Annotated in this window: 26 protein-coding genes; 12 read left to right on the top strand and 14 right to left on the bottom strand. The window is 68.2% G+C overall.

What is annotated here, in order from left to right; genetic code table 11:
- Position 1: 1 nt before the first annotated feature.
- The 9 genes from OJF58_RS20495 to OJF58_RS20535 all read left to right on the top strand — a co-directional run bounded on the left by OJF58_RS20495 (position 2) and on the right by OJF58_RS20535 (position 10,770).
- Complete coding sequence (locus tag OJF58_RS20495) at positions 2-616, top strand: UdgX family uracil-DNA binding protein (RefSeq protein ID WP_300779597.1); 615 nt, start codon at positions 2-4, stop codon at positions 614-616.
- Positions 617-740: 124 nt separating this feature from the next.
- The gene (ykgO, locus tag OJF58_RS20500; RefSeq protein WP_300779598.1) at positions 741-866 is read left to right on the top strand and encodes a type B 50S ribosomal protein L36; all 126 of its coding nucleotides are present in this window, start codon (positions 741-743) and stop codon (positions 864-866) included.
- A 91-nt stretch (positions 867-957) separates the two neighbouring features.
- Positions 958-2,445 (top strand): FAD-linked oxidase C-terminal domain-containing protein, encoded by a 1,488-nt coding sequence (locus OJF58_RS20505; RefSeq protein ID WP_300779599.1) that lies wholly within the window; start codon positions 958-960, stop codon positions 2,443-2,445.
- A 13-nt stretch (positions 2,446-2,458) separates the two neighbouring features.
- Positions 2,459-3,628, top strand: coding sequence for a glycolate oxidase subunit GlcE (gene glcE / locus OJF58_RS20510; protein WP_300779600.1), 1,170 nt, complete (start codon positions 2,459-2,461; stop codon positions 3,626-3,628).
- 3 nt (positions 3,629-3,631) lie between these two features.
- A complete protein-coding gene (locus tag OJF58_RS20515; RefSeq protein WP_300779601.1) occupies positions 3,632-4,951 on the top strand; it encodes a heterodisulfide reductase-related iron-sulfur binding cluster in 1,320 nt (439 codons plus the stop codon).
- A gap of 4 nt (positions 4,952-4,955) precedes the next feature.
- The gene (locus tag OJF58_RS20520; RefSeq protein WP_300779602.1) at positions 4,956-5,567 is read left to right on the top strand and encodes a tetratricopeptide repeat protein; all 612 of its coding nucleotides are present in this window, start codon (positions 4,956-4,958) and stop codon (positions 5,565-5,567) included.
- 30 nt (positions 5,568-5,597) lie between these two features.
- Complete coding sequence (locus OJF58_RS20525) at positions 5,598-6,833, top strand: amidohydrolase family protein (RefSeq protein ID WP_300779603.1); 1,236 nt, start codon at positions 5,598-5,600, stop codon at positions 6,831-6,833.
- Positions 6,834-6,867: 34 nt separating this feature from the next.
- On the top strand, positions 6,868-9,474 hold the full coding sequence (locus OJF58_RS20530) for a DUF2339 domain-containing protein (protein ID WP_300779604.1): 2,607 nt from the start codon (positions 6,868-6,870) through the stop codon (positions 9,472-9,474).
- A 15-nt stretch (positions 9,475-9,489) separates the two neighbouring features.
- Complete coding sequence (locus OJF58_RS20535) at positions 9,490-10,770, top strand: AMP-binding protein (protein WP_300779605.1); 1,281 nt, start codon at positions 9,490-9,492, stop codon at positions 10,768-10,770.
- 3 nt (positions 10,771-10,773) lie between these two features.
- Here OJF58_RS20535 and OJF58_RS20540 read toward each other — a convergent pair whose 3' ends face one another.
- The 12 genes from OJF58_RS20540 to OJF58_RS20595 form a co-directional block, all read right to left on the bottom strand.
- Positions 10,774-11,019 carry a hypothetical protein gene (locus tag OJF58_RS20540; RefSeq protein ID WP_300779606.1) on the bottom strand — a complete coding sequence of 82 codons (246 nt, stop codon included), beginning with the start codon at positions 11,017-11,019 and terminating at the stop codon, positions 10,774-10,776.
- A gap of 65 nt (positions 11,020-11,084) precedes the next feature.
- Positions 11,085-12,497 (bottom strand): pyruvate kinase, encoded by a 1,413-nt coding sequence (pyk, locus tag OJF58_RS20545; RefSeq protein WP_300779607.1) that lies wholly within the window; start codon positions 12,495-12,497, stop codon positions 11,085-11,087.
- 83 nt (positions 12,498-12,580) lie between these two features.
- Positions 12,581-13,048 (bottom strand): spore coat U domain-containing protein, encoded by a 468-nt coding sequence (locus OJF58_RS20550; RefSeq protein ID WP_300779608.1) that lies wholly within the window; start codon positions 13,046-13,048, stop codon positions 12,581-12,583.
- The gene (locus tag OJF58_RS20555) at positions 13,045-15,456 is read right to left on the bottom strand and encodes a fimbria/pilus outer membrane usher protein (protein ID WP_300779609.1); all 2,412 of its coding nucleotides are present in this window, start codon (positions 15,454-15,456) and stop codon (positions 13,045-13,047) included. Before OJF58_RS20555 ends, OJF58_RS20550 begins: the two co-directional genes overlap by 4 nt.
- A 21-nt stretch (positions 15,457-15,477) precedes the next feature.
- Complete coding sequence (locus tag OJF58_RS20560; RefSeq protein ID WP_300779610.1) at positions 15,478-16,209, bottom strand: fimbria/pilus periplasmic chaperone; 732 nt, start codon at positions 16,207-16,209, stop codon at positions 15,478-15,480.
- 66 nt (positions 16,210-16,275) lie between these two features.
- A complete protein-coding gene (locus tag OJF58_RS20565) occupies positions 16,276-16,737 on the bottom strand; it encodes a spore coat U domain-containing protein (RefSeq protein ID WP_300779611.1) in 462 nt (153 codons plus the stop codon).
- Between the two features lie 204 nt (positions 16,738-16,941).
- Positions 16,942-17,856: an L-threonate dehydrogenase gene (gene ltnD / locus OJF58_RS20570; RefSeq protein WP_300779612.1), complete on the bottom strand. Its 915-nt coding sequence runs from the start codon at positions 17,854-17,856 to the stop codon at positions 16,942-16,944.
- Positions 17,853-18,644: a 2-oxo-tetronate isomerase gene (gene otnI, locus OJF58_RS20575; RefSeq protein WP_300779613.1), complete on the bottom strand. Its 792-nt coding sequence runs from the start codon at positions 18,642-18,644 to the stop codon at positions 17,853-17,855. Before otnI ends, ltnD begins: the two co-directional genes overlap by 4 nt.
- Positions 18,645-18,655: 11 nt before the next feature.
- The gene (otnC, locus tag OJF58_RS20580; protein WP_300779614.1) at positions 18,656-19,300 is read right to left on the bottom strand and encodes a 3-oxo-tetronate 4-phosphate decarboxylase; all 645 of its coding nucleotides are present in this window, start codon (positions 19,298-19,300) and stop codon (positions 18,656-18,658) included.
- The gene (gene otnK, locus OJF58_RS20585) at positions 19,297-20,553 is read right to left on the bottom strand and encodes a 3-oxo-tetronate kinase (RefSeq protein ID WP_300779615.1); all 1,257 of its coding nucleotides are present in this window, start codon (positions 20,551-20,553) and stop codon (positions 19,297-19,299) included. Before otnK ends, otnC begins: the two co-directional genes overlap by 4 nt.
- Before the next feature lie 9 nt (positions 20,554-20,562).
- Positions 20,563-20,982, bottom strand: coding sequence for a hypothetical protein (locus OJF58_RS20590; RefSeq protein WP_300779616.1), 420 nt, complete (start codon positions 20,980-20,982; stop codon positions 20,563-20,565).
- Positions 20,979-22,256, bottom strand: a complete 1,278-nt coding sequence (locus OJF58_RS20595) for a glycerate kinase (RefSeq protein WP_300779617.1) — start codon at positions 22,254-22,256, stop codon at positions 20,979-20,981. Before OJF58_RS20595 ends, OJF58_RS20590 begins: the two co-directional genes overlap by 4 nt.
- 29 nt (positions 22,257-22,285) lie before the next feature.
- Here OJF58_RS20595 and OJF58_RS20600 point away from each other — a divergent pair, with 29 nt between their 5' ends.
- The 3 genes from OJF58_RS20600 (at position 22,286) to OJF58_RS20610 (ending at position 23,777) form a co-directional block, all read left to right on the top strand.
- Entirely contained in the window at positions 22,286-23,053 is a 768-nt protein-coding gene (locus OJF58_RS20600; protein WP_300779618.1) for an N-formylglutamate amidohydrolase, read from the top strand.
- Between the two features lie 42 nt (positions 23,054-23,095).
- Positions 23,096-23,395: a DUF1244 domain-containing protein gene (locus OJF58_RS20605; RefSeq protein WP_300779619.1), complete on the top strand. Its 300-nt coding sequence runs from the start codon at positions 23,096-23,098 to the stop codon at positions 23,393-23,395.
- A 109-nt stretch (positions 23,396-23,504) separates the two neighbouring features.
- Positions 23,505-23,777, top strand: coding sequence for a DUF2312 domain-containing protein (locus tag OJF58_RS20610; RefSeq protein ID WP_300779620.1), 273 nt, complete (start codon positions 23,505-23,507; stop codon positions 23,775-23,777).
- Here OJF58_RS20610 and OJF58_RS20615 read toward each other — a convergent pair whose 3' ends face one another.
- On the bottom strand, positions 23,778-24,662 hold the full coding sequence (locus tag OJF58_RS20615) for a hypothetical protein (protein ID WP_300779621.1): 885 nt from the start codon (positions 24,660-24,662) through the stop codon (positions 23,778-23,780).
- A 15-nt stretch (positions 24,663-24,677) separates the two neighbouring features.
- A complete protein-coding gene (locus tag OJF58_RS20620) occupies positions 24,678-25,352 on the bottom strand; it encodes a DUF429 domain-containing protein (protein ID WP_300779622.1) in 675 nt (224 codons plus the stop codon).
- Between the last annotated feature and the right edge of the window lie 2 nt (positions 25,353-25,354).

Raw genomic sequence — 25,354 nt, forward strand, 5'->3', positions numbered from 1 at the left:
CATGGCGTCGCAAAAGGCATCCGCGGCCAAGCTCGCCGAAGTGGCGGGCCAAGCGAAGGCTTGCACGCGTTGTCCGCTCTATCGCAACGCCACGCAAACCATCTTCGGCGAAGGGCCGGTCGGCGCGAAGTTGATGCTGGTGGGCGAACAGCCGGGCGATCAGGAAGATATCGCCGGCCATCCGTTCGTCGGGCCGGCAGGCAAGATCCTCGACCGTGCCCTGGTCGATGCCGGCATCGACCGCACCCAGGTCTACGTCACCAATGTCGTGAAGCATTTCAAGAACGAGCCGCGCGGCAAGAAGCGGCTGCACAAGAAGCCCAATCGCTACGAGGTCGAGGTCTGCAAGGTCTGGCTCGCCCGGGAAGTGTCGTTGGTGAAGCCCGGTCTCGTGGTGGCCATGGGCATGACCGCCGCCGAAGCCCTGGCCGGGCGGCCGATGACGCTGGCCCGCGAGCGGGGCAAGGAGATCGGCTTCGACGCGGGGCAACGCGGCATGGTGACCGTCCATCCCTCCTCGATCCTGCGCGTCCCCGACCGGGCGGCGCGGCACAAGGCCTATGCCGGCTTCGTGAGGGACCTGAAACAGGCGCTGAAGGTCCTTCAAGCCGCTTGAAATCATTGGGAAATTCCCCTTTGCGGCGGCAGAAGAGGGTTGACGCCTGCCTTCCGGCTCCCTATTTTCCGCCCGCTTTCGGAATTCACCCCGGCCCGGCCGGGGCTTTTTGTTGAGAAGAGCCATGAAGATCCGCCATTCGCTCAAGTCCGTGAAGGCCCGCCACAAGAACTGCCGCATCGTGCGCCGCAAGGGCCGCGTTTACGTGATCAACAAGACCAATCCCCGCTTCAAGGCGCGCCAGGGGTAGCCGGCAGCCTGATCCGACGAATTCGCAACGTGCACTAAGCGGCGGAGGCTTTGGCTTCCGCCGCTTTTTCATTTGGCGTAAGGAATCGGCCATGCATATGCCGCTGCTCGATCCCGACATCCTCCGCCGCCGCGCCGAGATCGTGGCAGCGCTGCGGGCGATCGTCCCCGGCGAGGGCGTGATCGACGATCTCGACGCCATGCGGCCTTACGAGTGTGACGCGCTGTCGGCCTATCGCCAGATGCCGCTGGTGGTCGTGCTGCCCGATACGGTTGCCCAGATCTCCTCCATCCTGCGCTATTGCCAGGAGCACAAGGTGAAGGTCGTGCCGCGCGGCGCAGGCACGTCCCTGTCGGGCGGCTCGATGCCGGTGGGCGATGCGATCCTGTTGGGCATGGGCAAGTTCAACCGCGTGCTGGAAATCGACTACCCCAATCGCTGCGCGCGCGTGCAGCCGGGCGTCACCAACCTCGGTGTCACCAAGGCGGTGGAGCACGAAGGCTTCTACTATGCTCCCGATCCCAGCTCGCAGATCGCCTGCTCGATCGGCGGCAATGTCGCCGAGAATTCCGGCGGCGTGCACTGCCTCAAGTACGGGCTCACCACCAACAACCTGCTGGGCATCGAGATGGTGCTGATGAACGGCGAGGTGGTGCGGCTGGGCGGCAAGCATCTCGATGCCGGCGGTTACGATCTCATGGGCTTGATGACCGGCTCCGAGGGGCTCCTGGGCGTCGTGACCGAGGTGACCGTGCGGCTCCTGCGCAAGCCCAGCACCGCGCGCGCCGTGTTGCTGGGCTTCCCGACCGAGGCACAGGCGGCGGACTGCGTCGCGGCCGTCATTGCCTCGGGCATCATCCCGGGCGGCATGGAGATGATGGACAGGGACGCGGTCAAATGCGCCGAGAACTATGTCGGCGCCGGCTACCCGCTCGATGCCGAAGGGCTCCTGATCGTCGAGCTCGACGGGCCCGCGGTCGAGGTCGACCATCTCGTGGCGCGTGTCGAGGAGATCGCCCGGGATCGCGGCGCCACCACTTGCCGCGTGAGCCGGGACGAACAGGAGCGGGTGCTGTTCTGGGCCGGCCGCAAGGCCGCCTTCCCCGCGGTGGGGCAGATCACCCCGGACTATATGTGCCTCGACGGCTCCGTTCCGCGCGGGCGGCTGGTCGAGGTTCTGGCCGAGATGCGCGGGATGTCGAAGAAGCACCGCCTGCGCGTGGTGAACGTGTTCCATGCCGGCGACGGCAACCTGCATCCGCTGATCCTGTTCGACGCCAACGATCCCGAGGAACTGCGCCGCGCCGAAGCGTTCGGCGCCGATATCCTACGGCTGTGCGTGCGCGTGGGGGGTGTGCTTACGGGCGAGCACGGCGTCGGCATCGAGAAGCGCGACCTGATGGGCGAGCAGTTCACCGAGATCGACCTCGACCAGCAGATGCGCGTGAAATGCGCCTTCGACCCCGATCACCTGCTCAATCCGGGCAAGGTCTTTCCGCGGCTGCGCCGCTGCGCCGAGCTCGGTCAGGTCGTCGTGCATCACAGCAAGATCCCGTTCCCCGACATTCCACGGTTCTAAAGCGTCAGCGACCATGAGCGGCACGATCAAACCGCGCGACGCGAGCGAGCTGCGGCAGGCGGTCGAATGGGCGCTGAACGAGGGGGCCACGCTCGAGATCCTGGGCGCCGGCAGCAAGCGCGCGCTCGGCAAGCCGACGAAATGCGACCACGTGCTGGATATGTCGGGCATCAACGGGATCGTCGACTATGCGCCGGAGGAACTCGTGATCACGCTGCGCGCCGGCACGTCGATGCGCGAAGTCGAGGCCTTGTTGGCCCAGCGCAACCAGATGCTCGCCTTCGAGCCGCCGGACCTCGGACCGTTGCTGGGCGGTCCGCCGAGCACGGGAACGCTGGTTGGCGCCCTCATGGGCAATTTCGCCGGCCCGCGCCGCCTCTCCGCGGGCGCCGCGCGCGACCATCTGTTGGGCTTCAGCGGCGTCAACGGCCGTGGCGAGGCGTTCAAGTCGGGCGGGCGCGTGATGAAGAACGTGACGGGCTACGATCTCTCGAAGCTGATCGCCGGCTCGTGGGGAACGCTGGCGGTGCTCGACGAGGTTTCGGTCAAGGTCCTGCCCGCCCCCGACCAGACGCGCACACTGATCCTGCGCGGCCTCGATGACGCGACAGCCGTACAGGCGATGTGCAGCGCTATGGGCAGCCCGCATGAAGTCTCGGGCGCGGCGCATGTGCAGGCCCGAACGGCCTTGCGCGTGGAAGGCGTCGCGCCATCGGTCGAAGCGCGGCTGAAAGGCTTGCGCGAGCTGCTGGCCGACACGAATGCGGCGATGGAGGAGCTGGGCACGCTCGAAAGCCGGGCCTTCTGGCGCGAAGTTCGGGATGGGACGCCGCTCGAAGTCGATGCCGACTGGATCGTCTGGCGCCTCTCCTGTCCGCCCACCGACGGTCCGGCGGTCATCGCTCGCATCCGCGCCCAGCGTCCGGATGCCAGATCCTTCTACGACTGGTCGGGCGGCTTAGTCTGGCTCGCCCTGCCACCCAGCTCCGATGCGAACCATCTTCTGGTGCGCGGCGCTCTTGGACCAACCGGCGGCCACGCGACGCTCATCAGGGCGTCCGAAGCGGTGCGCGCGGCCGTGCCGGTGTTTCAGCCTCAGCCGCCGGCGCTCGCGACCCTGGCGCAGCGCGTGAAGGAAAGCTTCGATCCCAAGGGCCTCTTCAATCCGGGGCGGATGGGGTAGGGCGTGCAGACCAATTTCACCCTCGCCCAGCTGGCCGATCCCGAGACGGCGCGCAGCGAGCAGATCCTGCGCAAATGCGTGCATTGCGGCTTCTGCACGGCGACCTGCCCGACCTTCGTGCTGCTGGGGGACGAACGGGACTCGCCGCGCGGGCGCATCTACTTCATCAAGGCGATGCTGGAGGGCAATCGCGCGCCGACGGCATCCGAGGTGCGCCACATCGATCGCTGCCTCTCCTGCCTGTCCTGCATGACGACCTGCCCCTCGGGTGTGCACTACATGCACCTGGTCGATCACGGCCGGCACCACATCGAGAACACGTACAGACGCGTACTGTCCGATCGCCTGCTGCGCCGGCTGCTGGGCTTCCTGATGCCGCGCCCGCAGTTCCTGCGCTGGGTCACGGTGCTCACCTGGTTTGCCAAGCCCCTGGCGGCGGTGTTGCCCGCCGACAGCGGCGACCCTGGCGGGGCGACCTTCTGGCGGCGCGTGAAGGCCATGATCGAGGCCGTGCCGTCGCGCGTGCCGGTGCCCTCGGCGGTCGACCGGCCGCAGACCTTTGCCGCTGAAGGCTCGCGCAGGCAGCGCGTGGCGCTGATGCCGGGCTGCGGCCAGCAGGTGCTGGCGCCCGAGGTGAACGAGGCGACGGTGCGGCTGCTGACGCGCCACGGCATCGAGGTGGTGAACGTGGCGGGCTCGGGCTGCTGCGGCTCGTCGGTGCAGCATATCGGCGACAACGCGCAGGCGCTGGAGCTCGCCAAGCGCAATATCGTCGCCTGGCTGAAGGAGGCGGACGGTCAGGGGCTCGATGCCGTCGTCATCAACGCGTCCGGCTGCGGTACGACGGTGAAGGACTATGGCTGCATGTTCGAGCATGATCCGCTGTGGCGCGACAGGGCACGGCGCGTGGCGGCGCTCGCCAAGGACATCAGCGAGCTCATGGTGGAGGTCGGTCTCGCGAACGTGACCCCGAGGCCGCTCACCGTCGCCTATCATTCGGCCTGTTCCATGCAGCATGGCCAGAAGGTGATCGAGCAGCCCATGAAGCTCCTGCGCGATGCAGGCTTCCACGTGAAGGAAGTGCCCGAAGGTCACCTCTGCTGCGGCTGGGCCGGCACCTACCAGATCCTGCAGCCCGAACTGTCGCGCCGGCTGCGCGATCGCAAGGTCGTCAACATCGAGAGCCTGCAGCCGGATGTGATCGCCGCCGGCAACTTCGGTTGTGTCGGCAACATCGCTTCCGGCACGGGCATTCCCGTCGTGCATACAGTCGAGCTGCTGGACTGGGCCACCGGCGGGCCCAAGCCGGCGGCGATGACCTGAGGCGATGACGCCCCTTCGCGCTTGCCTTGCCGGCCTCCTCGGCCTGATGCTGGCGGCGGGCGCTCACGCGCAGATCTCGAACAGCGACAGCGGGAGGGCCGCCATGCTCGACACCTTGTTCGCCAAGCTGCAAACCACCGCCGATCCCCTGGCCGCCCAGGCGCTCGAGCAGGCGATCTGGGAACAGTGGACCATGGTGCCCGATCCCGACCAGCGGCGGCTCATGCTGCGCGGAATGGCCGAGATGCAGCGGCAGGACCTGCAAGCCGCGGTCGCGACCTTCACGAAGCTGATCGAGATCGCGCCCGACCTGTCGGAGGCCTGGAACAAGCGCGCCACCGTCTACTGGCTGCTCGGCAATTTCGATGCGTCCATTGCCGATATTTGCGAGACGGTGAAGCGCGAGCCGCGACACTTCGGCGCCTATTCGGGGCTCGGCATGATCCGCGCGCAGATGGGCGAGCCGGCGCGCGCGGCGGCCGCTTTCGAGCTCGCACGGAAGTACAACCCGCATATCGTCGGCATCGACGAGGAGATCGCCCGGCTCAAGGCGCAGGCGGGTTCGGATACGGTCGAGGATCCGCTGGGTTGCGGCGAGCGCACCGCCGGAAGATAGTGCGCAAGCTCATCAGGAGGAGTTGAGGTGATGGCGACGTTGTATGTCGGCGGCCGGCTGTTCGACGGCGAGAAAGTGCAGGACGGCCAGGCGGTGCTCGAGGAGGGCGGCAAGGTGAGCCGCGTGGCGCCGGCCGGAGAGTTCGCGGGCTTCGCCGGCGAGAGGGTCGACACGTCGGGCGGCACGCTGATCCCGGGCCTGATCGACTGCCACGTCCATTCGCTGTCGGGCGCCGAAGGCAATCCCGGTGTCGTGCAGGACCGCATGAGCGCCGCGCAGCTTGCGGTGCGCGGCATGGAGTTCATGCGCGCGACGCTGGAAGGCGGCATCACCGCCGTGCGCGACTGCGGCGGCAAGGACTATATCGAGTTCGCGATCCGCGACGCCTACAACAACGGCCGTTTTCTGGGCCCCACGATGCGCTGCGCCGGCCGCATGATCTGCATGACGGGCGGCCACGGCAACCGTACTGGCCGCGTCGCCGACGGGCCCGACGAGGTGGTGAAGGCGGTGCGCGAGCAGATCCATGCCGGCTCCGATCTGGTGAAGATCATGGCGACCGGCGGGGTGATGACGCCCGGTGTGAATCCCGAGGACGCGCACTATTCGCCCGAGGAAATGAAGGCCGGCATCAGCGAGGCGCATCGTTTCCACAAATGCTGCGCCAGCCATGCGCAGGGCGCGCTCGGCATCCTGAACGCGGTGCGCGGCGGCATCGATTCGATCGAGCACGGCATCTTCATGACCGAGGAATGCGTGAACGAGATGAAGGAACGCGGCGTGTGGCTGGTCCCGACACTCGCCGCCGTGAAGAACATCCTGAAGGGCTATGACGACGGCGACCGCTCGATCCCCGACTATGTGATCGAGAAGGCGCGCCGCGTCTTCGATCGCCACATCGCCTCGGTCAAGATGTACTACAAGGCGGGCGGCCGCATCGCCATGGGCACCGACGCCGGCACGCCGCACAACCGGCATGGCGAGAACGCGCGCGAACTCGAGTTCATGTGCGAGATCGGCATCTCTTCGCGCGATTCGCTCTTCTTCGCCACGGCGAGCGCGGCCGACCTCGTGCGGCTGGTCGACCAGGGCCGTATCAAGGAGGGGAACTCGGCCGATTTCGTGCTGTGCGATGGCGATCCGCTGGCCGACATCAAGCGCGCGGCGCGCAAGGAGAACCATCGTCTGGTGGTGAAGCGCGGGCAGGTGGCCAAGGACAATCGCGCCGCCTTCGCGACGGCAGCGGTACGCGTGGCCGCCGAGTAACCGACCGGAGCGCCGCCCAGGCCCGAGCGAGCCCTTGGACTACGTCCTTCTGATCCTCCTGGGGCTGGCCTGGCTGCTCGGTACGCCGGTCGTGGCGCTCGTGGCGCTCGTCCGCACGTCGGGCCTGCGCGACCAGAATGCACGGCTGGCGGCCGAGATCGCGGCCTTGCGACGGGAGATCGCGCAACGCCCGCTCTCGGCCGAGCCCGCGGAATCCTCAGAAATTGCGCCGCCGGTCGAGGCGGCGCCTTTGCCGCCGCCGTTCGTCGCCGAACCAGTCGAGTCCGCGACGGAAGAGGTCGCCGAAGCTGCGCCTCCGCCGCTGCCTGCTGTCGAAGCGCCTGGCACGGCACCGGCCAAAGCCGGTTGGGAGCAGCGGCTGGGCGCGCGCGCCTTCGTCTGGGTCGGCGCGGTCACGCTTGCGCTCGCTGCCGTCTTCCTGGTGCGCTACTCGATCGACGAGGGCTATCTCTCGCCCGAGGTCCGCGTGATCCTGGCGGCGCTGTTCGGCTTCGGCCTGATCGCCGGCGCGGAGAAAGTGCGGGCGCGCGACGATCGCGTGGCGCAGGCCATGACGGCGGCGGGCGTCGCCGCGCTCTATGGCGCGCTTTTCGCGGCGGTGGCGCTCTACGGGATGATCTCCCCTGTGGCAGCGGCTGGAGGCGCCGCGGCGCTCACCGCCTTTGCCATCGGCCTGTCCCTGCGCCACGGCATCTTCGTGGCGGCGCTCGCTTTCGTCGGCGGCTTCCTCAGCCCGGCCATCATCGGGAGCGCCGAGCCGAATGTGCCGGTGCTGTTCGGCTATCTGCTCGCGATTGCCGCGGGCACCCTCGGGGTCATCCGCTATCGCGGCTGGTGGTGGCTGGGCTGGGGCGTGCTCGCGGGAACACTGGTCTGGACGGTGGTCTGGATAGCGGCCGCGGCGGACGGTCTTCCATGGGTCGGCGCGTTCCTGGTCGCGGTGGCCGGCCTGTTCGTCTGGACCACTTGGAAGCGCCTCGGCGAAAGCGAGAATCCGCCGGCCGATGTCGCCGCCCTGGTGTGGGCTGCGTTGGGTGGCACCGGTGCGCTCCTTGTCGCGATCATCGTGCGCGACGGTGGCCAGCAGAACGCCGGCTGGCTCGCGCTGGCCGTGCACGGCGTCGGTGCCTACGCTCTCGGCCGCTGGACGCCGCGCTTCCAGTACCATGCCGCCCTCGCGCCCGCGCTGTCGCTCGCGGCGCTCGCCCTGTGGTGGCTCACGATGTCCGGCGCGAGCCTGGGCTGGGACGCCGATCGCTTCGCCTGGTTCGCTATCCTGTTCGGCGGCCTCTACGCAGCGGGCGCCTTCGCGCTGATGTGGAACGCGTCGCGGCCGGGATTCTGGGCCGCCTTGTCGGTCGCGGCCGCCCTCACGCATTTCCTGTTCTGCTGGTACGTTCTGCGCGGACTGAAAACCGCGACCCCATGGGGCCTGATCAGCATCGGTCTCGCCGCACCGTTCCTGGTGGGCGCCGAGCGGCTCGCGCGATGGCGGGACCGCATGACGGGCGCCACGGAGGCGCTGGGCTTCCTCTTGGCCGGCGTTGCCTTCTTCATCGCCGCCGCCATCCCGCTCGAACTCCGCCACGAATGGATCACCGTGGCCTACGCGATCGAGCTCGCCGCCGTTGCCGCCATCGCCGCGACCCTCGACCTGGTGGCCATGCGCCGGATCTGCTGGGCCCTGCTGGCGGTCGTGGTCGTGCGTTTCGTGCTCAATCCCTGGGTGCTCGATTATCCCCTGGGCGTGACCCCGATCCTGAACTGGATCCTGTGGGGCTACGGCATCTCGATCGCGGCTCTTGCCGTCGGGCTGCGCTACCTCCGGCGCATGCGCGACGAGCCGCTCACCCGTGCGACAGAGGCAGCCATCGCGCTGCTCGCCTTCATGCTGGCGACACTGGAGGTCCGTAGCCTCTTCCAGCATGGATCGATGGACGCTTTCGGCACGTCGTTCATGGAACGCGCCTTCTATGTCCTGGTGTGGGGCGCTTTCGCGCTCGCGTCTCTGTGGCTGGCGCGCTGGCGGCAGGATGTCGTCGCCCTTTGGGCCTGGCGCGTCAGCGGGCTCCTTGCCTTGGGCATCGCACTCGTCGCGCAGGTAATCGTCGCCAACCCGATCTTCGACTCGGCCGATGTCGGTCAGTGGCCCATCCTGAACGGCCTTCTGCTCGCTTATGCCGTTCCGGCGGCGATGGCGGCCGTGGCGCGCCGCTGGATGGCCGATGTCGAAAAGGACGAGAGCGTGGGCGCCTTGGTGACGGTGGCGGCGGGCATCCTCGCCTTCGTCTATCTTTCGCTCGAGGTCCGCCATTTCTTCGATCCCGACTTCCAGCGGCCCGGATTGGAAGCCGAAGGCGTCGAGCTTTACGCCTATTCCATCGTCTGGCTGCTGTTCGGCGTCGCTCTGCTGACGCTGGGATTCGTGCGCCGCTCGGCCGTCCTGCGCCATGCCGGGATGGCGCTGGTCTGCATCGTGGTGCTCAAGGTCTTCCTGATCGATCTCGCCGGGCTGGAGGGGCTGCTAAGGGTCGTCTCCTTCCTCGGCCTCGGCGCGGCGCTGCTCGGTCTCGGATTCGTGTATCGTCGTCTCGGCTTCGATCCAGCGTCAGGGAAGTAGACACAGGAAGTACAAATGCGCTTTCCCGAGTTCGAGTACAGCCTCGACGCCCTGCGGGCGCTTCAGTTCGAGCGGCTGAAGGCGGCGCTGGCGCACGCCTACGCCCATCAGGCGCCCTACCGCGCCAAGTGCGAGGCGGCCCAGGTGCACCCGGACGACCTGCGATCCTTGGACGATCTCCCGCGCTTCCCGTTCACCGACAAGGCCGATCTGCGCGAGGCCTATCCCTTCGGCATGCTGGCCATCCCGCGCGAGCAATGCGTGCGCATCCACGCCTCCAGCGGGACGACCGGACGGCCGACGATCGTCGGCTATTCGGCCAAGGACATCGAGACCTGGAGCGAGCTCATGGCGCGCTCGCTCCATGCCGGCGGCATTCGGCCGGGCGACATTCTGCACAATGCCTACGGCTATGGCCTGTTCACCGGCGGCCTCGGCTTCCACTACGGCGCCGAGCGGTTGGGTTGCACGGTGGTGCCGATGTCGGGCGGCTTCGGCGAGCGCCAGGTCCAGCTCATCACCGAGCTCGGCGCGCATGGGGTGCTGATGACGCCCTCCTACATGATGGCGATCGCCGACGAGTTCGACCGTCTCGGCGTCGACCCGCGCCGGACGTCGCTCAAGGTCGGCTTCTTCGGCGCGGAGCCCTGGACGGAAGGCATGCGGGCCGAGATCGAGCAGCGCATGGGCATCGATGCCGTCGACGTCTACGGCCTGAGCGAGGTGATGGGCCCGGGCGTCGCCTGCGAGTTCGCCGAGACCAAGGACGGCCCCACCATTTGGGAAGATCACTTCCTTCCCGAGATCGTCGATCCCGAAACCGGCAGGCCGGTGCCCGATGGCCAGCCCGGCGAGCTCGTCTTCACTTCGCTGACCAAGGAGGCGATGCCGGTCATCCGCTATCGCACCCGCGACCTGACGTGCCTGCAGCCCGGCCAGGCGACGGCGATGCGGCGCATGGCCAAGATCACCGGTCGCAGCGACGACATGCTGATCGTCCGCGGCGTCAACCTGTTCCCGAGCCAGGTCGAGGAGCAGATTTTGCGCGACCCGGCGTTGACCGGCCACTACGTGATCGAGCTTACGCGCACCGGCGCTCTGGACGATCTCGTTGTGAGGGTCGAAAGCCGGAGTATCCTCGACGGCGACGACCATGCACAGTGCAGGGCGGGTCTGGTGCGGCGGCTCAAGGGAATGTGCGGCCTTGCGGCCATGATCGAGATCGTGAGCCCCGGCGCCATCGAGCGGTCGATGGGCAAGGCGCGGCGGGTGATCGACCGCCGGCCGAAAGCGTAGGCGTTACAACTGGCCGGTCGCCAGCTTGATTCGTGCGCCGATCAGAGCCGGGTCGAAGGGGTGCCGGATTGTCTGGTCGGGCAGATCCGACAATACGATCGTGCCGTTCGCATGGGCCCGCGCGGCATGCGGGTCGGTACCGACAACGACTGCCAAAAAGGTCAGGATCGTGGCGGCAAGGACGAGATAGTCCGCCCGGTTCAGCGCCGGTCGGGAACGGGCAGGGGCTTTCGATCGATCGCTTTCCAAGATCGCCTCACGCAGTGCCTTCTGGAAGGATTACGACGGAACCGTCGACATCATCCCCACAGGCGTCAGATGTAGGCGATGCGCAGCGTGTTGGTAGCGCCGGGCGTTCCGAAGGGCACGCCGGCCGTGATGACCAGCCGTTCGCCCGGCTGGGCGAGCTTCTCCTTGCGGGCGATCCTTACCGCGCGCTGAACCATATCGGAGAAGCTGTGCGCATCCTCGGTCTGCACGGGGTGGATCCCCCAGGCGAGCGTCAGCCGCCGGGCGGTGTTGAGGTTGGGGGTGAGGCAAAGGATGTACACGTCTGGCCGCTCACGCGCGGCGCGCAGCGCCGTCGAGCCGGTGTTTGTGTAGGTGACGATCGCCGCTGCCGTCAGCGTATGGGCGCACTGGCGCGCCGCCGCGCTGATCGCATCGGCAGTGGTCGCCTCGGGCTCGCGGCGGCTGGCGGCCATCAGGCGACGATAGAGCGGGTCGGCCTCCACGCTCTTCAGAATGCGATCCATGATGGTGACGGCCTCGATCGGATAGTCGCCGGAGGCCGACTCGGCCGAGAGCATCACGGCGTCGGTGCCGTCATAGACCGCGGTCGCGACGTCCGAGGCCTCGGCCCGCGTGGGCGTCGGGGAGTGCACCATCGAGTCCAGCATCTGGGTGGCGACGATCGCCGGTCTGCCGGCGGCGCGGCAGGCAGCGAGGATGCGCTTCTGCAGCGGCGGCACGGCTTCGGGCGGCATCTCCACGCCGAGATCGCCGCGCGCCACCATGATGCCGTCGCTCTGCTCGATGATCTCGTCGAGATGCTCGATCGCCATCGGCTTCTCGAGCTTGGCCATCACCGCGGCGCGGCCGGCGACGAGCTTCTTCAGCTCGGCGATGTCGTCCGCGCGCTGCACGAAGGACAGCGCCACCCAGTCGACGCCGAGCGACAGGCCATAGTCGAGATCGCGCCGGTCCTTCGTCGTCATGGGCGAGAGCGGCAGCATCAGGTTGGGCAGGTTCACGCCCTTGCGGTCGCTGATCGGGCCCGCCACCTCGACCGCGGCATCGATCGTCGTGTCGCTGTGCGCCAGGATGCGCAGCCGTACCTTGCCGTCGTCGATCAGCAACAGACCGTCAGGCCTGGCGGCGCGGAATATTTCCGGATGGGGCAGGGGAATGCGCTTGGCCGTGCCCGGCTCGGGATCGAGATCGAAGCGCAGCTTCTGACCTTTCTTCAGCTCCATCGGCCCCTTGGCGAAGGTGCCGAGCCTGAGCTTTGGTCCCTGAAGGTCCATCAGGATGGCGATCGGATGCCTGTAGTGCTTCTCGAGCGCTCTCAGGAGCTCGACGCGCTGCTTGTGGTCGGCGGCTGTGCCATGGCTGAAGTTCAGTCGGAAAACGTCGGCGCCCGCCTCGAACAACGCCTGCAGCCGCTCGGGGCTGGACGAGGCCGGCCCCAAGGTGGCGACGATCTTGGTGAAACGCTCGCGCCTCATGCGGTCAATCTAGCGCGCGGGGGGCGACACTTTGAGGGCCTTTTTTTGTTCGTTTTCAACAGGTTCTCTTGCCCCGGACGGCGTCAATTGAACGTCACGGTCACCGTGATGGTGTCGCTGTAGGGGCCTGGCGCGCGCCATTGCAGCGCGGGCAGGCGACCGTATGTGGTGTAGTTGCGTCTGACGTTGGTGCAAAGGACACAGGTGTAGCTATCGGAGACCGTGCTGGTGCCGCCGGTACCATTGCCCCAGACCGTCGTACGGCCCGCGGTCGTGTAGATCTGGTAGGACAAGAACGAGGTGCCGCTCTTCAGGCGTCGATTGAAGCCGCTGCTCGCGTTGAGGCCCTGGTTGAGTGCGATGGAATAGTTCACGGTTTGGGCGGCGGCGCTGCAGGTGACCGAGACCGTTCCGGCATTGTCGGTCGGACTGGCGGTCGACGGAATATAGGTACCGAAGCTGACGCCCGTGGCCGACGTCGTGCAGCTTGCTGCCCATGCGGGTGCCGGCAACAGAAGAAGGGACATTGCCAGGAAGGCCAGTCGCCTCATGGCACGGGCTCGCGGCAGGGGATCGGCCCGATGGTTGGGATGTCGCCGGGCTTGGGGGAGAAGGCGAAGGTGGCGCGGCAGCGCTGGCCGTTGCGGCGCTCGACGACGAGCTCGTTGCGGGGCTGCAGGTCGACCAGGTAGACCTCGCCGTCGTAGCCGACCGGGGCGGTGGCGCGGCTCGACTGCAGGGTGGCGATGCTGCCGAGGGGGATCGGCCGGCCGGCCTCGTCCTTGAGCCGCACCAGAGCGCCGTGGCTGGTCTTGATGGGGAAGCGCACGACGACGCCGGAGCGGTCCTGCGGGCGGACCTCGCGGGTGGTGTAGGGCACGGTGGCGTCGACCGGCACGTCGGTCGGGTCGATCGAGAGGTGGTTGAGCTCGAAGGCGCGCAGGTCGGGCACCAGCACCTGGCCGGCGGCGTTGGTGACGCCGGCGTCGCGGTTCTCCTGCTGCACGTGCACGCCCGGCACGCCGTCGGTGTCGACCACGGCGAAGCTGTCGTCGATGCGGTTGGAGGCGAACAGCCCGCCGCCGGCCCAGGAGACGGCGCCGCGGGCCTCGGCCTGGAAGGTGGTCTGGCCGGCCAGCCGGTCGACGCCGCCCAGCGCCAGGCCCCAGGGCGACTTGTACTGCAGCTCGGCGAACTCGTGGTCGGCATTGACGTCGGAGCCGCCGCCGAACAGGCGCCAGCCCCAGTCGCCGATCACGTCGGCGGTCTGGCTGGCCTGCAGCTGGGCCGCGCGCTCCTGGTTGGTGGCGCTGGCGCTCAGCCCGGCCGAGCTGCGCCGGCCCAGCGGCACGGTGAGGCCGACCATCACGCCGCGCCCGCCGTAGCCGGCGAGATCGTCGTAGGCGGTGGCGTAGAGCGAGACGTTGTCCAGCACCTGGGCCGACCAGGTGGCGGAGACGAGGTGCGTGCTCTGGGCCGGCTGGAGATAGAAGAACTGGCCGTAGGCCGAGACCGTCTGCACCATGGCGGCGGCGCGCTCGATGCCGTTGTAGGCGACGCTCAGCGAGCCGTACTTGCCGAGCGCCAGGCCGGCGCTGGCGTTGATCTGCAGCTGCGCCGCCGGCTGGCCGTTGGCCGCGGCGATGTCGGCGAAGTTGAAGCTGGCGAAGGTCGCCGAGGCGGCGAGGTTCAAGGGCTGGCCGAGCCGCTGCAGGCCGACCGTGACCTGGCCGCCGGTCCCGCCCGAGCCGCCGCTCACGGCGGCGGCGAGGTTGACGGCGGCGAGGTCGAAGGCGTTCCAGACCAGCCCGGCGCCGCCCATGAAGACGCCGTCGGTGCCCTCGGCATGGGCCTCCACGGTGAAGGCGTCGGACAGGCCGCGCCGCCAGGTGGCCGCGCCCGCGGCGGCGCCGTAGTCGTTGCTGATCAGCCCCCAGTTGCGCCGCACCAGCCCGCCCTCGAGCGAGAAGGTCTGCAGGCCGGGGGCCAGCAGCGAGGCGCTGGCGTAGAACGGCAGCTCGGTCGTCACCTGGCGGCCGAGCGCATTGGTCACGGTCATCATCACCGTGCCGGCGCCGGTGATGACCGGCAGCTGCGGCACTTGGAACGGGCCGGGCTGCACCTCGCGGCTGAGCACGCGGTTGCCGTTGACCAGCACGTCGACCGTCGAGGGCACGGCCACCGTGCCGCTGACCACCGGCAGCGGGAAGGTGACGAGGTCGGGCCGCATCGAGAAGTCGGACGTGACCTGGCCGCCGCCCAGCCGCACCGGGCGGGTCCAGCTGAGGCCGCCGCTGATGAAGTCGCCGGCGCGGTAGCGCATCAGGTCGTCGGGGTCGGAGTAGACGTAGGTCGAATCGAGGCGGATCGCCGAATAGCCGCTGAGCCCCGCCGGGTTGCCGCCGACATAGGCCAGCAGGCCGTTGGACAGCACCCCCCAGGGCGAGAAGGCGCGGAAGTCGAACAGGCCGCTGCCCACCCCCGGGGTGCCGGGGCCGAGCCCCAAGGGATTGGTCGAGCTGGCGGTGACGTCGTAATTGAGGGTGGCGCCGATGCCGCTCTCGACCGTGCCGCCGCTGCCCGGCGTCGTGCCCGCCACCTCGAGCAGCTCGGGCAGCAGCCGCTTGGGCCCGGCCGTGACGTGCAGGGTCTGGGTCGGCGCATCGAGGCGGGCGGCGAAGTCGGGGAGGTCGGCGAGCTTCACCAGCTTGTCCGGGGTCTCGGCGGTGGCCGCGGGGACGCGAAAGCCCAGCTCGCGCAGCGCGTCGCGCCGGGCGTAGAGCGCGCCGTCGCGCTGCACGAACTCGCCGATCTTGCCGGTCGGATAGCCGTTGACCACCACCTCCAGAAGCAGCGTCTCGTCGGCCAGCGCCGGCCTCGGCCGCGCCATCATCGCCGACAGCACGACGATCGCTGCCACCAGCGCCGCCCGCAGGATCGCCCCGCCGTCACCGGCCATTCACGTCACCGGCCATTCACGTCACCGGCCATTCACGGCAACCGGCTGGTCGATCGCCCCGTCCGCGCCGCTGCCGGTGAGGCGCAGGGCGCCGCCCGGCGGCCGGCCGGCCAGGCGCCAGCGCCGCGTCGTGCCGGCCAGCAGATAGGGCGAGACGTTCTTCGTCTCCACCGCCACCGTCGCGCCGCCGGCCGCGCGCAGCGCCAGATCGTGCACCTTGAGATGGCGGGTGCCGTCGTTGACGCCGACCAGGAAGCTCTGCCCGCCCGCGCTCTCGACGTGCCACGTCACGTGCGGCGCCACCCGCGCCTGCGGCAGGACGAAGATCGGGATCGAAAGACGCAGCGCCACCTGCACGATGCCCGGCGCCGCCGGCGGCGGGATCTGGTCGACCAGGATGCGGTAGGTCGCCTCGCGCTCGGCCGGCAGGCGCCGCAGCACCAGCCGGATCACCTGGCTCGCCCCCGCCGCGATCGTCCCCAAAGGCGGGCTGGCCAGCAGCGCGTCGGTGTCGTCCAGCTCCACCTCGCCGTTCTCGTTCTGGCGCCATCCGTACGCCCGCACCTGAAACGACGTCTGACCCGCGCTCATCACCCTCAGAACCGCCGCCTTCTGCCCCGGCGCCAGCTCGATCGTCACAGGCAATACCGTCAGCGCCTGCGCCTGCGCAGACACTGCACCCGAACCCAGGACAAGCGGCGCAGCCATGAGGGCGAGCGCCATCGCACGCAAAACTCTTGCAAGCGCGTTCATCGACAGGCTCCTCGAGAGGGGAAGGAGCTTCGCGGCCTCGTTGGGCCGCAGCGGCAGTTGTGTCGCCTAGAAGCTCACCGTGGCCGTGATGGTATCGGTATACGCGCCCGGTGCGGGGAACTGGCCGGCCGGAATGCGACCGTAGACGGTATTTGCCTGCGCAGCACCGTTGCCGGTGCCGGTCAGCGTGTCGGTGCCGACTGTCTGGCCCCAGTTCTGCGTCCGCGCCGCGTCCCGGAAAAGCGCATAGTTGAGCTGGGCCGCTCCGTTCAGCATGCAGCGCGTGGTCACTGTCGCGCCGGGGCAGGTCCCGGGATTGAGGCCGATGTTCCAGGCCGACGTGTTGGTGCAGGTCACGGTTATGGTCGACGTGGCGTCTGTCTGGGTGCCCGTATAGGTGCCGAACGACAGATTGGTGGCCGATATGTTGCAGGTTGCCTGGACGGTCGCCGTCACCGTGAAAGTCGCCGTCGCCGTCCCCGCTTCGGCGAGCTCGCTGGGCCCGCCGATTGCCGCGATCGCGGCCAACGCCGATCCGAAACCAATACGATCAAAATGGAGCAGTCGCATCGGCCTCCCCATAAATTATTTCATCGTAAAGGCAGCAATATCGAGGTCTTAGCTACCATCCTTAAGGTATGATGTGAGTTTGCGTCAGCCGGTGACAAATTTGTGGCTGCCCGGAGACGCCTGTCGCTCGGCGTCAGGCGGCCAGCGCCTCATGCGGCTGATCTATCGCTTGAGCGACGACACTTTGAAGTCGCCGGCCTGCTCGTAGACCTTCACGACTGCCGCGTCGTCGAGCCGGCCCCAGCCAGCGCCTGCCGCGGCCAGGAAGAGCTGATGCGCCGCTGCCGCCATGGGCAAGGGAAGGCGATGCTCATGGCCGGTGCCCAGCACCAGCCCGAGATCCTTGACGAAGATCTCGATGGCGGAGAGCGGCGTGTAATCGTCGTCGAGCATGTGCGGCACGCGGTTGCCGAACATCCACGAATTGCCCGCGCTGGCGGAGATCACCTCGTAGACGGCACGCGTGTCGGCGCCGGCCTTGGCGGCGAGCGCCATGGCTTCGGCGGCGGCGGCGATGTGCACGCCGGCGAGGAGCTGATTCACGGTCTTTACCAGCGATCCAATGCCCGGTGCATCGCCCAGCCGAAAGACCTTGGCCGACGTCGCGGCGAAGATGCTCTCGGCCGCGGCAAAAGCGCGGGGCGACCCCGACGCCATGAAGGTGAGCTCGCCCGACTCGGCGCGCGCCCGACCGCCCGACATCGGCGCATCGAGCAGGTCGTGCCCGGCCCCGGCGAGACGTTCGCCGAGACCTTTGGCAAAGGCGGCCGGCACGGTGGCGCATTGCATGACGAGTCCATCCTTGCGCAGCGCGGAGGCGGCGCCGTCCTCGCCATAGAGCACGGTCTCGACCTGCTTGTCGTTCACGACAGCGATGACCACGATGTCCGCAGTGGCTGCGGCCGCGGCCGGCGTGGCGGCGATCGTGCCGCCAGCCGCGGTGAAGGCGTCGCGCGCCGCGACGCTGGGATCGACCCCCACCACCTTGTGGCCGTGCTTGAGCAGGTTCTTCGCCATGCCGAGGCCCATCGAGCCCAGGCCGATGAAAGCGATGTCGGGTGTGTTCTTGTCGTTCATGCCGAGGCCTCGATGCCGTACCTGGCCGCCCAGCCGAGACCGGCGGCGGTGGTCGTCCTGGGCTTGTATTCCAGCCCGACATAGCCCTGGTAGCCCAGGCGATCGAGCACATCGAGCAGGTAGAGATGATTGGCCTCCCCGATATCGGGCTCGTTGCGGTCGGGATTGCCGGCGATCTGGACGTGCGCGGTGATCGGGAAGAGCCGTTCGGTGCGCTTCGTGAGGTCGCCTTCGGTCACCTGCAAATGATAGAGGTCGAGCTGCAGCCTGAGGTTAGGCGCCCCGACCTCGTCGATGATCTTCGTCACCTGATCGGTGGTGTTGGTGAAGTAGCCGGGAATGTCGCGGTGATTGATCGGTTCCAGCACCAGCGTGATGCCGCTCTTGGCCGTGCGGTCGCAGGCCTTCTCGAGATTCGAGACGAAGGTTCGATGCATCGCAGCCGGGTCGGCGCCCGGTGCGATCATGCCCGACATGACGTGCAGCGTACGGCACTCCAGCACCTTGGCATATTCCAGCGCCCTCTCGAGAGCGGCGGCGAACTCCGATTCGCGACCGGGCAGGGCGGCAAGACCGCGTTCGCCCTTGCTCCAGTCACCCGGTGGTAGGTTGAACAGCGCCTGCGTGAGCTTGTGCTTCCTGAGCTCGGCCGCGATCTCGGCCGCCGGTACCTCGTAGGGGAAAAGCATCTCGACGGCAGTGAAGCCGTGGCCGGCGGCGGCGGCAAAGCGCTGCAGAAGGGGCACCTCCTGGTAGATCCAGGAGAGGTTGGCGGCGAGCTTGGGCATTTGGATATCAATCAGGAGGGAAAGGCTTCCTCGATCTCGCGGACCTGGGAGGCGGAAAGCGTGCGGGTCTTGAGACCCTGCAGCAGCAGGTGGAGCTTGGCCGTTTCCTCCAGCTCCTCGATCGAGGCCGACGCGGCGGAGAGCGACGTGCCGGCCACGACCGGTCCGTGATTGGCCAGCAGGACGGCGCGATGGCCCTTGGCATACCCACGAATGGCATCGGCGAGCTTGGGATCGCCGGGCCTGAAATAGGGTACCAGCGGCAACTTGCCCACGCGCATCACGAAGTAGGCGGTGAGCGGCGGCAGCGTGGTCTCGGCGTTGTGATGGCACGACCGGTCGAGGCAGGAGATCGCGACCGCATGCGTCGAATGAAGATGCACGATCGCACCGTCGCCGGGACGCACGTCGTAGACCGACCGATGCAGCAGCGCTTCCTTGGTCGGCGGATCGCCGGCCACGTGCTGGCCCTCCGCGTCGAGCCTGGAAAGCCGCGCGGGGTCGAGTTCGCCCAGGGAGGAGTTGGTGGGCGTCATCAGCCAGCCGCCATCGATGCGCACACTGATATTACCGGAGGTTCCCGGACAGAGGCCGCGTGCGGCAAGCTTGGCGCCAAGCGCGCAGATCGCCTCACGCGATTTCGCTTCCCTGCTCATAGTCTGGCGAAGGCCTTGGTGAAGAAGTCGGGCGCGCCGAAATTGCCCGATTTGAGCGCCAGCAGCAGCGGCCTCTTGCCGACCGAGGCTGTCCATGGCACGCCGGGATCGATCTCTGGGCCGATGCGCAGTGCCGTGACGCCGAGGGCGCTTACGACAGCGCCCGAAGTCTCGCCGCCCGCGACCACCAGCCGGCCGACGCCGGCCTCGACGAGACCGCGTGCGAGCGCCGCCATCGTCTTCTCGATCGCCTGGCTCGACTGCTCGACACCGTACTTCGCCTGCAGCGCCTTCACCGCCTCGGGCTTGTCGCTGGCCGAGAGCAGGATCGGTCCGTTGCCGAGCTTGCCTCTTGCCCAGGCGAGCGCCTTTTCGCCGACCGGTTCGCCGCGGCAGATGGCGTCGGCATCGAGCGCGAGATGTGCGCCTTGGAAATCGGCGATCTGGCCCAGGGTCGCGGCGGAACAGGAGCCCGCCAGCACCGCCGAGGCGCCGGCAATAGCAGGCAAGGCATCGACACCCGACTTGTGCGCCAGCAGCCCGCGGCGGCGGTAGGCGGCAGGGAGCCCCAGCGCCACGCCCGAGCCGCCGGTGACGAGCGCATCGTCGCCGACCGCCTCGCCGATGATGCCGAGATCAGGGTCGGCCACGGCATCGACGACCACATGACGCACGCCGTCTGCCGCCAGCTTGTCGAGCGCGTCGCGCACGCTTGCCGATCCCGCTTGCACCTCCTCGAGCGGCACCAGCCCGACCTTGTGCTTCGTCTGCCGCGCCAGCACGCGCACGAGGCTCGAGTCGGTCATCGGCGTCAGCGGATGGTGTCGCATATGCGTGTCGGACAGCAGCAGATCGCCGACGAACAGATGGCCGAAGAAGATCGTACGGCCGTTCTCGGGGAAGGCGGGGCAGTAGATCGCCTGCCTGGCCTTCAGGGCCTCGAGCAGCGCGTCGCCGACCGGTCCGATGTTGCCCTGGTCCGTCGAATCGAAGGTCGAGCAGTATTTGAAAAAGAAGCGCACGCAGCCCGCGTCCTGCAGCGCCCGCAGCGCCTGAAGCGATTGTGCGACAGCGTCCCTGGCCGCGATCGAGCGCGTCTTGAGGGCGACGACGATCGCGTCGACATCGTCGGGCACGACGCTGCGGGCCGGCACGCCGATCGTCTGCAGCGTGCGCATGCCGCCCTTCACCAGCATGCCGGCGATGTCGGTGGCGCCGGTGAAATCGTCGGCGATGACTCCGAGGACGGCCATGGCTGGACGTTAGGCGATGACGGTTGCCGGCATCCAGAACTTTCGGCGCCGGGCGCGCCGGCGACTCTCGTCCTCGCCGTCGTAGTGGTGCAATGGCGGGGCGGGGTCGAAGGTGTCCCGGATATCGAGCGCGTTCACATTGACGATGCCGATCGAGCGGCCGTTGTCTTCCATCGCCGCACCGACGTAGGTGCCGCACCTCGTGCACAGCAGGTAGTCCGTGATGCCGAGGCCGAAGCGATAGCGTCCGATGTCCTTGTCGGCGCCGCGGAACTCCACCGAGCCGGCAGGATCGCCCATCGTGCGCGCGCCATGGCGGCGGCAGAACGAGCAGGCGCAGCGCCCGACGTGCATCTCTTCCGGGCGTTTCGGAGACTCGAATCGGATCTGGATGGCGCCGCAATGACAGGAGCCGGTGTACTGGGTCATGGAACCACCAGGGTTGCGCGGAAGTCGTTGACGTTGGTGCGGGTCGGACCGGTGACGAGGCTGTCGCCCAGCATCTCGAAGAAGCCGTGACCGTCATTGTCGTCCAGCATGGCCACGGGGTCACGGCCCTTCGCCCGGGCGCGGTCGAGCGTGTCGGGCGCGAAGAGGGCGCCGGCAATGTCCTCCGCTCCGTCGACTCCGTCCGTATCGGCGGCGAGGCCCCAGATTTCTGGCGCACCGCCGGCTGCAATGGCTTCGCTCAGCAGGTATTCCACGTTGCGCCCGCCGCGCCCCTTGCCGCGCACCGTCACCGTCGTCTCGCCGCCGGACAGGATGACCGTCGGTCGGCTCCTCGACTTGATCAGATCGAGCGCCTCGCGGCCATGTGCGGCGCCGAGCGCACGCGCCTCGCCTTCGAGATTGTCGCCCAGCATGACGACGTCGCAGCCGCGCCGGCGTGCGACCTCGGCGGCCGCCTCGAGCGATCGTCTGGGCGTCGCCACCAGGATGGTCTCGACGTTCGCGAGCCTTGGATCGCCGGGCTTTGGCGTCTCCTCGATCCTGCCGGCGGCGCCGGCTTCGAGATGCGCACGGATCGGGTCGGGCGGAACGATCTCGTATTTCGCGAGGACGGCGAGTGCATCGGCGAACGTCGTGCGATCGGCCACGGTGGGACCCGAGCCGATCACGCCGGGATCGTCGTTCGGCACGTCGGATATCAGCCAGCTCAGCACGCGCGCCGGCTGAGCGGCGACGGCGAGCCGACCGCCCTTGATGGCGGAGAGATGCTTGCGCACCGTGTTCATCTCGACGATGTTGGCGCCCGATCTGAGCAGGGCACGATTGACCTGCTGCTTGTCCGCCAGCGTGAGGCCGGGCGCGGGGAGGGCGAGCAGCGCCGAGGCGCCGCCGGAAATCAGGCAGAGGACGAGGTCGTCGGCGGAGAGACCCTTCACCTTGTCGAGGATGCAGCCGGCAGCGGCGCGGCCCTTTTCGTCCGGCACAGGGTGTGCGGCTTCGACGATCTCGATCTGCTTGCACGTCTCGCCATAGCCGTAGCGCGTGACGACCAGTCCTTCCAGCGGATGCGGCCAGCGGTCCTCGACCGCCCGCGCCATCGCCGCACTCGCCTTGCCGGCGCCGATCACCACCGTCCGTCCCTTCGGGGCCTGCAACCTGTCGATATAGGGCGCGAGGCAGGTAGCAGGGCGGGCGGCGGCGAGCGCCGCCTCGAACAGATCGCGCAGGAGCGCGCGGGCATCGGCATCTTTCATTGGCGCGATCTTCGCACTATAGGGGCGCGATGCAACCGCTGCTCGGGCCGGGCGATCCGCCGCCGTTCTCCGTCCACAATGAACAAGGCAAGGCGCCGCTCCTCCTGCTCTGCGATCATGCGAGCAGGGCCGTTCCCAGAGCGTTGGCCGGGCTTGGTCTTCCCGCAAGCGCGCTTTCGCGCCACATCGGCTGGGACATCGGCGCCCTCGACGCCGCGCTCGAGCTTTCCGCGCGCCTCGATGCGCCGCTGGTCGCCTCGGGCTACTCGCGGCTGGTGATCGACTGCAACCGTTGGCCGGGCGGAGACGGCTCGATTCCCGAGATCAGCGACGACACCGAAGTGCCGGCGAACAGGGGGCTGACCGAAGAGCAGATCGACCAGCGGGCGCAGGCCTGTTTCTGGCCCTATCACCACGAGGTCGACCGTCGGCTCGACTCCATGACCCGCAACGGTCGCGCAGTCTGTCTGTTGGTGGTTCACAGCTTCACGCCCGAGATGAACGGCTTCAAACGGCCTTGGCACCTCGGCGTCCTGTGGAACGATGATCCGCGACTGGCCCAGCCCCTGCTGGCGGAACTGCGCCGCGACCGGGCGCTGGCGGTTGGAGACAACGAGCCCTATTCGGCGCGCGCGTCCTACGAATATACGCTCGCGGCCCATGCGCGCCCGCGCGCCTTGCCCCATTGCTCGCTCGAAATCCGCCAGGACCTGATCGGCACGCCCAACGAGGCGCGCGGATGGGGCGGGAAGCTCGCCTCGCCGATCGGCGCCGCCGTTGCGGCAGCGCTCGCGTAAGCCTATATCCCGGGCAAATTGTGCACGGCTCAGGAGATCGTCATGGATGACAAGACCCGCACCGAACTCGAAGCCGCCGCCTTCCGCCGTCTGGTCGCGCATCTGCGTGAGCGCACGGACGTCCAGAACATCGACCTGATGAACCTCGCAGGCTTCTGCCGCAATTGCCTGTCGCGCTGGTATCGCGAGGAGGCTGAAAAGAAAGGCATCCCGATTCCCGACCCCAAGGCGCGCGAAGTCGTCTACGGCATGCCGTACGACGAATGGAAGGCGAAGTATCAAAAGGACGCTTCGGGCGAGCAGAAGAGGGCATTCGACAAGGCGCAGCATCGGCACGGCTGAACGGTCGGTGCCGTCCCCGTTATCCCCACCTTTCATGGCGTCGACGTCATTGAGCGGGCAGGGTCGCCGCTTCTATGGTCCGGGCCCATAGGATCGAGGAGTGGTGGACATGCCGGACGGGAGCGCTGTTTCGAAGAAGGTCAAGGCGGGGCCGATCTCGGCCGACCGGCTGAAGAGCTTCATCGAGCGCATCGAGAAGCTCGAGGAAGAGCGCAAGGCGATCGGCGGCGACATTCGTGACGTCTACAGCGAGGCGAAGGGCGTGGGCTACGACGTCAAGACCATGCGCAAGATCGTCTCCCTCCGAAAGATGGACGCCGCCGACCGCGACGAGCAGGAGACGCTGCTCGACACCTACAAGCATGCGCTGGGAATGGTCTAGTTAGGGACGCCCTGAGCCGGGGTCGCCGAGGGCGGCCATCGTCTGCGGCGCCGAGAACATCGCCGCGGCGTCGTGGCCGACGCCGGGCACTTCGACCAACGTCCAGTGGATCGGCCAGCCTCGCTGTTTCGCCACTTGACGTGCCATTTGAAAGGCATTGCGGCCACGCGCCAGTCGGTAGGGGCCTTGTGCCATGGCCTCGGGACTGCGCGCCAGATTGTGCGTGCCGATGTCGGCGCCGCCCAGGAGAACGACCAGTGGCCGGGCGAGATAGGCGCGCAACTCCTCCTCGGCTGCGGACAGCGGTTCGACGTTGAGAAAGCCGAATGGCGCGGCGGCGGTCAGGCTCGGCATGACCCAGGTGGAGGGATTGGCGACGACGATGCGCGCCGCATCGGTCGCCGTGAATGCGGCCACCCTGTCCACGAACTGCGCGCCGGCCGAGTGACCGAGCAGGACATAAGGCATTCGCGGTGAGCCCACGGCGGCTCGCGCCCAGGCGACGAGCGGGGCGACGAGATCGACGGTCCGGCTGCCGGCGGCGGCCATGACCTCCTTCCGCACGACTCCGCCGTACTGATAGAGATCACGCGGGAAGCGTTCCTTGTCGAACAGAGGCGCGAGCACGACGGCGCAGAGACGATCGGCCAGTGGTCGGGCACGATCGCGGTAGGGACCAGCGTCGCGCTTCACGCCGTGGAAAACGAGCAGGAGGAGACGAGGCGAGCAGTCGGCTGGACGATAGGTGAAAAGCTCAAGCGAAGCGCGGGGCAGCGCCACTGCTTGCTCACTTTCGCCGGGACCGATTCCGGTGCGATCCTGTCCGCGCGCCGTGCCGGCCGCCGCGGCGGTCGTCACGGCGAGCGCGAGCAGGCATCGCTTCATCGAGACCCTCGCCATTCAGTACCAGATGTTCATGGCGAGGCCGTGGCGATCCCTCGCTTCGAGCGGACCGAGGCGTGTCGCCTTGCCCGAGGCGATGAGCGTCGCCGTGCGGCAGACCGCCATAGCGTCGAGGATGTCGTCCCGCGCCGCGCCGGGCAAGCGATCCACGGGGCACTTGAAGCCGTGCCTGGCGAGGAGGTCCAGCCGTTCCTGCCGGCCCTCGGGTTTGCGCTTCTTCGACAGCACCGGCCGGCCGCCATTCATGCGGGCGAAGGCGAGCTCGGGATGGGCTTCGTAGACGACGTGGCGCAGCGCGTGATTGGCGCGCAGCAAATCGTCGACCTCGCGCAGCTTGGGAAAGAGATGGAACGTCTGCTGGTTGAGGCCGCTTCCCAAGGCCTTGCTCGTCGCGTTGGCCTCGGCGTGGGTCAGGCAAGCGAGCGCCGGGCGGCAGGGCGTGGGGAAGACCGAGCTTGCCTTGCCGGGCAGCAAGGCACGGGCTTCGGCCTCGCAGGCGCGGCCGGGGCGCGGTGTGTCGCAAAGCCCGATCGGCATGTCGACGGCCAAAATGGAAAGGCCCTCGCACGCATCGGCGAGGGCCTTCACGACCTTGATATCGAACGCGCCGTCGTCGTTGCGCCGGCAGACCACCCAGCCGGTGGGGCAGCCGTCGGCGCCGGCGACGATCAAGC

This window comes from Enhydrobacter sp., from assembly GCF_030246845.1.
Taxonomy (GTDB): Bacteria; Pseudomonadota; Alphaproteobacteria; order Reyranellales; family Reyranellaceae; genus Reyranella.

Coding starts and splice junctions, on each gene's coding strand:
- OJF58_RS20495 (WP_300779597.1), top strand. CDS start 2: ATGGCGTCGCAAAAGGCATCCGCGGCCAAGCTCGCCGAAGTGGCGGGC.
- OJF58_RS20615 (WP_300779621.1), bottom strand. CDS start 24,662: ATGAAGCGATGCCTGCTCGCGCTCGCCGTGACGACCGCCGCGGCGGCC.
- glcE (WP_300779600.1), top strand. CDS start 2,459: ATGAGCGGCACGATCAAACCGCGCGACGCGAGCGAGCTGCGGCAGGCG.
- OJF58_RS20590 (WP_300779616.1), bottom strand. CDS start 20,982: ATGACCCAGTACACCGGCTCCTGTCATTGCGGCGCCATCCAGATCCGA.
- OJF58_RS20525 (WP_300779603.1), top strand. CDS start 5,598: ATGGCGACGTTGTATGTCGGCGGCCGGCTGTTCGACGGCGAGAAAGTG.
- otnI (WP_300779613.1), bottom strand. CDS start 18,644: ATGCCCAAGCTCGCCGCCAACCTCTCCTGGATCTACCAGGAGGTGCCC.
- otnC (WP_300779614.1), bottom strand. CDS start 19,300: ATGAGCAGGGAAGCGAAATCGCGTGAGGCGATCTGCGCGCTTGGCGCC.
- OJF58_RS20610 (WP_300779620.1), top strand. CDS start 23,505: ATGCCGGACGGGAGCGCTGTTTCGAAGAAGGTCAAGGCGGGGCCGATC.
- pyk (WP_300779607.1), bottom strand. CDS start 12,497: ATGAGGCGCGAGCGTTTCACCAAGATCGTCGCCACCTTGGGGCCGGCC.
- OJF58_RS20555 (WP_300779609.1), bottom strand. CDS start 15,456: ATGGCCGGTGACGGCGGGGCGATCCTGCGGGCGGCGCTGGTGGCAGCG.
- OJF58_RS20560 (WP_300779610.1), bottom strand. CDS start 16,209: ATGAACGCGCTTGCAAGAGTTTTGCGTGCGATGGCGCTCGCCCTCATG.
- OJF58_RS20600 (WP_300779618.1), top strand. CDS start 22,286: ATGCAACCGCTGCTCGGGCCGGGCGATCCGCCGCCGTTCTCCGTCCAC.
- otnK (WP_300779615.1), bottom strand. CDS start 20,553: ATGGCCGTCCTCGGAGTCATCGCCGACGATTTCACCGGCGCCACCGAC.
- ltnD (WP_300779612.1), bottom strand. CDS start 17,856: ATGAACGACAAGAACACACCCGACATCGCTTTCATCGGCCTGGGCTCG.
- ykgO (WP_300779598.1), top strand. CDS start 741: ATGAAGATCCGCCATTCGCTCAAGTCCGTGAAGGCCCGCCACAAGAAC.
- OJF58_RS20535 (WP_300779605.1), top strand. CDS start 9,490: ATGCGCTTTCCCGAGTTCGAGTACAGCCTCGACGCCCTGCGGGCGCTT.
- OJF58_RS20595 (WP_300779617.1), bottom strand. CDS start 22,256: ATGAAAGATGCCGATGCCCGCGCGCTCCTGCGCGATCTGTTCGAGGCG.
- OJF58_RS20550 (WP_300779608.1), bottom strand. CDS start 13,048: ATGAGGCGACTGGCCTTCCTGGCAATGTCCCTTCTTCTGTTGCCGGCA.
- OJF58_RS20505 (WP_300779599.1), top strand. CDS start 958: ATGCATATGCCGCTGCTCGATCCCGACATCCTCCGCCGCCGCGCCGAG.
- OJF58_RS20605 (WP_300779619.1), top strand. CDS start 23,096: ATGGATGACAAGACCCGCACCGAACTCGAAGCCGCCGCCTTCCGCCGT.
- OJF58_RS20520 (WP_300779602.1), top strand. CDS start 4,956: ATGACGCCCCTTCGCGCTTGCCTTGCCGGCCTCCTCGGCCTGATGCTG.